The sequence below is a fragment of the Streptomyces sp. URMC 123 genome, from assembly GCF_051386515.1.
Taxonomy (GTDB): domain Bacteria; phylum Actinomycetota; class Actinomycetes; order Streptomycetales; family Streptomycetaceae; genus Streptomyces.
Genome location: NZ_JBPQTV010000295.1, coordinates 1 through 8,111, shown reverse-complemented (window position 1 = coordinate 8,111; position 8,111 = coordinate 1). Strand labels below are relative to the sequence as shown.

Sequence of the window (8,111 nt, the reverse complement as noted above, 5' to 3'; positions counted from 1 at the left end):
CGCGCTGCGCGAGGTCGTGCACATCGCGGACCCCTCCTGGGACGCGCTGCTGGCGGCCGGAGCGTCGGTGGACGTCGCCCTGTTGCGCGCCCGGGAGGCGGAGTCGAGCTGCGACGACCCGGTCTGCCTCCAGTACACCTCCGGCACCACCGGCTCGCCCAAGGGCGCCACCCTCACGCACCACAACATCCTCAACAACGCCTACGCCGTCGGCGGACTGCTGGGCTTCACCGAGGTCGACCGCGTCTGCGTCCCCGTGCCGCTCTACCACGCCTTCGGCATGGTCCTCGGCACCCTCGCCACCGCGGCCCGCGGCGCCTGCGCGGTCCTCCCCGGGCCGTCGTTCGACCCCGCGGCGACGCTGCACGCGGTGGAACGGGAGCGCTGCACGGCGCTGTACGGGGTGCCGACCATGTTCATCGCCGAGCTGGGGCTGCCGGACTTCGCCACCTACGACCTCTCCTCCCTGCGCACCGGGGTGATGGGCGGCTCGCCGTGCCCGGTGGAGGTGATGAAGCGGGTGGTCGCCGAGATGCACATGGCCGAGGTGGCCATCGCCTACGGCATGACCGAGACGTCGCCGGTGGCCACCATGACCCGCCGCGACGACGACCTGGACCGCCGCACCCGCACGGTGGGCCGGGCGCTGCCGCACATCGAGGTGAAGGTCGTCGACCCGGCCACGGGGCTCACCGTCCCCCTCGGCGAGCCGGGCGAGCTGTGCGTCCGCGGCTACAGCGTGATGCTCGGCTACTGGGACGAGCCGGAGCGCACGGCGGAGGTGGTGGACGCCGCGCGCTGGATGCACACCGGTGATCTCGCGACGATGGCCGAGGACGGCTGCGTCCGGATCGTCGGCCGGATCAAGGACATGATCATCCGGGGCGGGGAGAACGTCTCGCCGCGCGAGGTCGAGGAACTGCTGCACACCCACCCGGCGATCGCGGACGTGCAGGTGGTGGGCGTCCCGGACGAGCGGCTGGGGGAGGAGATCGCGGCCTGTGTGATCCTCGCGGACGGGGCGTCGGGCATCGACCGCGAGGAGATCGCGGAGTACTGCCGGGGGCGGCTGGCCCGCTACAAGGTGCCGCGGCACGTGGTGGTGATGACGGAGTTCCCGCTGACGGCGAGCGGAAAGGTCCGCAAGAGCGCGCTACGGGAGCGGCTCGCGGTGTCCCTCCACGGCTGAGCGCGGTCGCCTCACGGCAGCGCCCCCGCGCGCCGCGCCGCGACCACCGCCTCCAGCCGCGTCCGCGCCCCCAGCTTCCGCATCGCCGACCGCAGATACCCCTTGACCGTCTCGGGCCGCAGCCCCAGCCGGTGCGCGGCGACCGCGTTGGTCGCCCCGGTGGCGACCCAGGCGAGCACGTCGACCTCGCGCGGGGCCAGCCGCACCCGCTCGCCCGCCGTGCCGTCCGGGGCGGCCCCCGGCACGGCCGCCGCGGCCAGCCGCCCGCACACCGCCAGCAGATCGCCCCGCAGCACCGGGTCCACCACGCGCGCCGCCAGCGCGCGCAGTTCGCCGTGCGCCTCCCGCACCTCTTCCCACGCCCCCCGGTGCGGCTCGGCCCGGCCGTCCGGCCCCACGGCCGGCAGTCGCTCCGCCGCCGGCAGTCGCTCCACCCCCGGCAGCCGCTCTGCCTCCTCGCGGGCGAGCAACGCCCGCTCCAGCGCGCGCGCCGCCGCCACCGCGGCCGTCAGCGGCCGGTCGCCCAGGGCCAGCGGCTGCCGCAGCGCCCCGTAGAGCACGCCGCGCACCCTGCGCCGCACGACCACCGGGACCGCGAGCACCGAGCGCAGCCCCTCCGCCGCCACTGCCGAGTCGTACTCGTGGCTGATGGCCCGTGAGGAGCAGTAGTCCGTGACGGCGACCGGCCGGCCGAGCGCCGCCGCCTTGCCGCCGAGCCCGCTGCCGGAGCTGATGGCCAGCCCGCGCAGGGCGCCCGTCACCGCGCCCGACAGCTCGCCGATGCGGAACCGGCCCGCCCCCGCCTCGCCCATCAGACCGCCGAACACCACGGGCAGCCCACTGGTGCGCCGCAGCCGCTCCAGCGCCGCGCGCATCTCGCCTCGCATGTCCCCCCGCATCTCGGCGTCGCGCTCTCGCGATTCCGGCACGCCACCCCTCCGGTTCCCCCCGTTCGGGGGTGGTGAGACTCACGTCACTGCTACAGGATGCCAGTGCGGGGCGTCACGGAGAGGGGAGAGGGGACATGGGGGGCGGCGACGTGCACGAGGAGTTCCGCGCGGCACGGGACTTCCTGCTGGACCACCGGGAGGACTACGCGGCGGCTCGCGAGGGGTTCCGCTGGCCCCGGCCCGAGCACTTCAACTGGGCCCTGGACTGGTTAGACCCGGTGGCCGAGGGCAACGACCGCACCGCGCTGCACATCGTCGAGGAGGACGGCACCGAGGCGCGGCTCTCCTACGCCGAGATGGCCTCCCGCTCCGCCCGGGTCGCCAACCGGCTGCGCGGGCAGGGCGTCCGCGCGGGGGACCGGCTCCTGGTCATGCTGGGCAACCAGGTCGAGCTGTGGGAGACCCTGCTCGCCGCCATCAAGCTGCGCGCGGTCCTCATCCCGGCCACCCCGCTGCTCGGGCGGGCCGATCTCGCCGACCGGATCGAGCGGGCGGCGGTCGGGCACGTCGTCGTACGGGCCGAGGACACGCCCAAGTTCGCGTCGGTGCCCGGCGACTACACCCGTACGGCCGTCGGCGACTCGACGCCCCCCGGCTGGCTGCGCTACGAGGACGCGTACGGCGAGAGCGACGACTTCACCCCCGACGGCCCCACCGACGCCGACGACCCGCTGCTGCTCTACTTCACCTCCGGCACCACCGCCCGGCCCAAGCTGGTCGAGCACACCCACGCCTCGTACCCGATCGGCCATCTGTCGACGATGTACTGGACCGGGCTGCGGCCCGGGGACGTCCACCTCAACATCTCCTCGCCGGGCTGGGCCAAGCACGCCTACAGCAACTTCTTCGCCCCCTGGACCGCCGAGGCCACCGTCTTCGTCCACCACTACACGCGCTTCGACGCCGACCGGCTGCTGGCCGAGCTGGAGCGGCACAGGATCACCGGCTTCTGCGCCCCGCCCACCGTCTGGCGCATGCTGGTCCAGGCCGACCTGGGCCGGCTGCGCACCCCGCCGCGCGAGCTGATCGCGGCCGGCGAGCCGCTCAACCCGGAGGTGATCGAACACGTCCGCCGGGTGTGGGGCCGCACCATCCGGGACGGCTTCGGCCAGACCGAGACCACGGTGCAGATCGGCAACACCCCCGGCCAGCCCGTCAAGCCCGGTTCCATGGGCCGGCCGCTGCCCGGCTTCGAGGTGACCCTGCTCGACCCGGTCACCGGCCGGCCCGCGGACGAGGGCGAGATCTGCCTCGACCTGGCCCGCGAGCCCGTCGGCCTGATGACCGGCTACCGAGGGGACGAGGAGCGCACGGCCGAGGTGATGGCCGACGGCTACTACCGCACCGGCGACATCGGCACCCGCGACGCCGACGGATACATCACCTACCTCGGGCGCGCCGACGATGTGTTCAAGGCCAGCGACTACAAGATCTCCCCCTTCGAGCTGGAGAGCGCGCTGCTGGAGCACGAGGCCGTGGCCGAGGCCGCGGTGGTGCCGGCGCCCGACCCCGTACGGCTCGCCGTGCCCAAGGCGTACGTGGTGCTGGCGGCCGGCTGGGAGCCGGGCCCCGAGACCGCCAAGGTGCTCTTCGCGCACTCCCGCGAGGTCCTCGCGCCCTACCAGCGCATCCGGCGCCTGGAGTTCGCCGATCTGCCCAAGACCGTCTCCGGCAAGATCCGCCGGGTCGAACTGCGCGAGCGCACCGCCCGGGGCGCCGCCGACGAGTACCGCGAGGAGGACCACCGGTGAGCGCACCCCCTCTGTCGTACGAGAGCGGCCCCGGCCTCGCCCCCCTGCTCGGCGACACCATCGGCGCCAACCTCGACCGCGCCATCGCGGCCCACCCCGACCGGGAGGCGCTGGTGGACGTCCCCACCGGGCGCCGCTGGACCTACGCCGAGTTCGGCGAGGCCGTGGCCGAGGTCGCGCTCGGGCTCCTGGCCAAGGGCGTCGACAAGGGCGACCGGGTCGGCGTCTGGGCGGTCAACTGCCCCGAGTGGGTGCTGACGCAGTACGCGACCGCCCGCATCGGCGCCGTCATGGTCAACATCAACCCCGCCTACCGGGTGCACGAGCTGGCCTATGTGCTGCGCCAGGCGGGCATCGAGGTGCTGGTCTCCTCGCTCACCTACAGGACCAGCGACTACCGGCGGATGGTCGAGCAGGTGCGGGCCGAGTGCCCCGCGTTGCGCGACGTCGTGTACATCGACGACCCCACCTGGGACAGGCTGCTGGCCCTGGGCGCCGAGGTGCCCCGGGAGCGGCTCGCCGAGCGGGAGGCGCGGCTCTCCTGCGACGACCCGATCAACATCCAGTACACCTCCGGCACCACCGGGTTCCCCAAGGGAGCCACCCTCTCCCACCACAACATCCTCAACAACGGCTACTGGGTGGGCGAACTCGTCGGCTACACCGAGGCGGACCGGATCTGTCTGCCCGTGCCCTTCTACCACTGCTTCGGCATGGTGATGGGCAACCTCGCCGCGACCAGCCACGGCGCGTGCGTGGTCATCCCCGCCCCCACCTTCGACCCGTCGGCGACGCTGCACGCGGTCGAGCGCGAGCGCTGCACCTCGCTCTACGGGGTGCCCACCATGTTCATCGCCGAGCTGGGGCTGCCCGACTTCGCCACCTACGACCTGGCGACGCTGCGCACCGGCATCATGGCCGGCTCGCCGTGCCCGGTGGAGGTGATGAAACGGGTGGTCGCCGAGATGCACATGGCCGAGGTGGCCATCTGCTACGGCATGACGGAGACCTCGCCGGTCTCCACCCAGACCCGGCGGGACGACGACCTGGAGCGCCGCACGGGCACGGTCGGCCGGGTGCTGCCGCACCTCGAGGTGAAGATCGTCGACCCGGTGACCGGGCGGACCCTGCCCCGGGGCGAGGCCGGTGAACTGTGCACCCGCGGCTACAGCGTGATGCTCGGCTACTGGGACGAGCCGGAGCGCACCGCGGAGGCGGTGGACGCGGCCCGCTGGATGCACACCGGTGATCTCGCGGTGATGGGCGAGGACGGCTACGTCCGGATCGTCGGCCGGATCAAGGACATGATCATCCGGGGCGGGGAGAACGTGTACCCCCGCGAGATCGAGGAGTTCCTGTACGGCCACCCCAAGATCGCGGATGTGCAGGTGGTGGGCGTGCCGGACGAGAAGTACGGCGAGGAGATCCTCGCCTGTGTCGTGCTCCGCGACCCGGCCGACCCGCTCACCCGGGACGAGCTGGCCCGCTACTGCCGGGGGCGGCTCGCGCACTACAAGATCCCGCGCCATCTGCGGATCATGGAGTCCTTCCCGATGACGGTCAGCGGGAAGGTGCGCAAGGTGGAACTGCGGGAGGGCTTCACGGCTCCGGGGTGAAACCCAGTCCCGTCAGGCGCCCGGGCCCATGCGGATCAGATCGTCCGCCGCGTCGTTCACCGGCTGCGGAGTGCCGGTGAGATCCATGACGAACAGCGGCAGCCGCAACTCGTCGGCGCGCGCCCGGGCCTCGCGCGCGTACCCGGCGAGCGAGAAGAACACCCCGGGCAGCGAGGAGTTGAGGGCGTTCAGCCACAGGCACTCGATGTCGCGCAGCGTCGACGGCCGGGTGGTGGGGTCCACCTGGGCGATCACGTCCCGGCCGCGCAGGTCCACCCCCGACACCGGGTGGTCGCTCGCCCGCACCACCTCGCGGAAGCCCAGCCACTTGAGGTACTGGGCGGCGGCCGTGACCGCGTCCCGCCCGGTGCGGATCGTCACCGGCCGGAAGGCTGGGCGGGGCACCGCGGAGGACAGCGGGGCGGTGTCGCACGGCGCCCGCGCGGGCACCGGCCGGGGAGCGGGGGCGGACGCCCCGCCACCGGCGCGCGAGGGGGCGAGGTCCGACGGGCTGGGCGCGGGTACGGGCGCCACGGCGGGCCGCAGCACGGCGCCGCAGGCGCAGCCGATCTCCGGGTGCGGCCACTCGTCCTGCCGCCCACAGGCCGGGCAGCGGACCGCCACCCAGGTGTTCTCCCAGGTGGGGTGCTCCAGCGGCTCCGGGGGGCGGCCAGGCAGCACGGGGACGGTCACCGGCGCGCCACAGGGACAGGGGAAGGTCGGCGGGGTGAACGACTGCTCGCGGCGGCACGCCGGGCAGGCCACCGGCACGCTCTCTGCCATGTGCGGCTCCAGCACGGGGGTGTCGACGGTCGGGGCTCGGCTTCCATGGTCCACGACGGGGGCCCCTTCCGGCAGGGGCTTGGCCGATTCCGATCGCACGGATCGCGTACGAGCCGGTCCGCGGGCGCGTACGGGCCGGTCCGCGGGCGCCGGACGGGCCGCGTACGAGACCCGTATGACGCCGGAGGACCATTCGGGAACACGCGCCTCAGCGGTCGCGGAGCTCCTCGACCGCCGCCCGGACGCGCGCCCCGTAGTCCGCGTCCGCCGCCCGGAAGTGGGCGAGGTTCTTCTCGATCACGTCGTCGCGGCTCACCTGGGAGAGCCCCGCCGCGATCGTCGCCACCAGGCGCCGCTTGGCGTCCTCGGGCATCAGCCGGTAGAGCTCCCCGGCCTGGAAGAAGTCGTCGTCCTTGGTGTGGGCGGGCGCCGGGTGGCAGCCCGTGTGGCCGGAGACGGGGAGCGGGGCGACCGTCGGGCGGCCGGTCTCCACGGGACCGCCGTAGGAGTTGGGCTCGTAGTTCCTGGCGTGCCGGCCCTGGCCGTTGACCGCCATCAGACCGTCCCGGCCGTAGTTGGCCGCGGCCGTGGCCCGGGGGGCGTTCACCGCGAGCTGCGTGTGGTTGACGCCCAGCCGGTAGCGGTGCGCGTCGGCGTAGGCGAAGAGCCGCCCCTGGAGCATCTTGTCGGGGGAGGGGCCGATGCCGGGCACGAAGTTGTTGGGGGAGAAGGCCGCCTGCTCCACCTCGGCGAAGACATTGTCCGGATTGCGGTCCAGGACGAGCCGGCCGACCCGGCGCAGCGGATAGTCGGCGTGCGGCCAGACCTTGGTCAGGTCGAAGGGGTTGAAGCGGTAGCCCGGCGCCTCTGCGGCGGGCATCACCTGCACGTACAGGGTCCAGGACGGGTACATGCCGCGCTCGATCGCCTGGAGCAGATCGCGCTGGTGCGAGTTGGCGTCCCGGCCGACCACCTCGGCGGCCTGCTCCCCGGAGAGGCAGCGGATGCCCTGGTTGGTCTTGAAGTGGTACTTGACGAAGAAGGACTCGCCCTCGGCGTTCGTCCACTGGTAGGTGTGCGAGCCGTAGCCGTTCATATGGCGGTACGAGGCGGGGATGCCGCGGTCGCCCATCAGCCAGGTGACCTGGTGGGTGGCCTCGGGGGAGTGCGCCCAGAAGTCCCAGACGTTGTCGGGCTCCTGCATGCCGGTGAACGGGTCGCGCTTCTGCGAGTGGATGAAGTCGGGGAACTTCAGCGGGTCCTTGATGAAGAAGACGGGGGTGTTGTTGCCGACGAGGTCGTAGTTGCCCTCCTCGGTGTAGAACTTCACCGCGAAGCCGCGGGGGTCGCGCACGGCGTCGGCGCCGCCGAGGCTGTCGGCGACGGTGGAGAAGCGGACGAAGACCTCGGTGCGCCGGCCCACCGCGCCGAGGAACGCGGCGGTGGTGAGGCCGGTGACGTCGTCGGTCACCTCGAAGTGGCCGTGGGCGCCCGAGCCGCGGGCGTGCACCACGCGCTCCGGAATGCGTTCGCGGTTGAAGCGCGCCAGCTTCTCCAGCAGGTGCTGGTCCTGGATCAGCAGGGGGCCGCCGACGCCGGCGGTGGCGGAGTTCTGGTTGTCGGCGACGGGGGCGCCGGACTCGGTGGTCAGCGTGGGCTTCGGCATGGTGCGGGTGATGACCCTTCCGTGCGGGGTGGCGGAAGTCGGGTTCCGCGTGGTGGAGCGTAGGGACGGCCGGGAACGGCGTCAACAGTTTGTTGAAGTGTGGTGCCGGGCGGCGGTGGCGCCTGGCGCGACAGGACAGTTGTCGGCAGCCACCGC

General features: G+C 73.2%; 6 protein-coding genes. 3 read left to right on the top strand and 3 right to left on the bottom strand.

The window, feature by feature from the left end; all coding sequences use genetic code 11:
- The coding region (locus tag ACSNOD_RS25235) for an AMP-binding protein (protein WP_436769340.1) at positions 1–1,189 on the top strand (1,189 nt) is incomplete at its 5' end.
- A gap of 11 nt (positions 1,190–1,200) precedes the next feature.
- Here the strand turns inward: ACSNOD_RS25235 and ACSNOD_RS25230 are convergent.
- Entirely contained in the window at positions 1,201–2,064 is an 864-nt protein-coding gene (locus tag ACSNOD_RS25230) for a helix-turn-helix domain-containing protein (RefSeq protein ID WP_436769342.1), read from the bottom strand.
- Positions 2,065–2,213: 149 nt separating this feature from the next.
- Between ACSNOD_RS25230 and ACSNOD_RS25225 the strand changes: the two genes are divergently transcribed.
- Entirely contained in the window at positions 2,214–3,890 is a 1,677-nt protein-coding gene (locus tag ACSNOD_RS25225; RefSeq protein ID WP_436769339.1) for an AMP-binding protein, read from the top strand.
- Positions 3,887–5,506 (top strand): AMP-binding protein, encoded by a 1,620-nt coding sequence (locus ACSNOD_RS25220; protein WP_436769338.1) that lies wholly within the window; start codon positions 3,887–3,889, stop codon positions 5,504–5,506. The genes ACSNOD_RS25225 and ACSNOD_RS25220 overlap by 4 nt, the downstream gene beginning before the upstream one ends.
- 12 nt (positions 5,507–5,518) lie before the next feature.
- Here ACSNOD_RS25220 and ACSNOD_RS25215 read toward each other — a convergent pair whose 3' ends face one another.
- Both ACSNOD_RS25215 and ACSNOD_RS25210 read right to left on the bottom strand, forming a co-directional pair.
- Complete coding sequence (locus tag ACSNOD_RS25215; RefSeq protein WP_436769341.1) at positions 5,519–6,289, bottom strand: hypothetical protein; 771 nt, start codon at positions 6,287–6,289, stop codon at positions 5,519–5,521.
- A gap of 208 nt (positions 6,290–6,497) precedes the next feature.
- Entirely contained in the window at positions 6,498–7,955 is a 1,458-nt protein-coding gene (locus tag ACSNOD_RS25210; RefSeq protein ID WP_436769337.1) for a catalase, read from the bottom strand.
- Positions 7,956–8,111 lie beyond the last annotated feature (156 nt).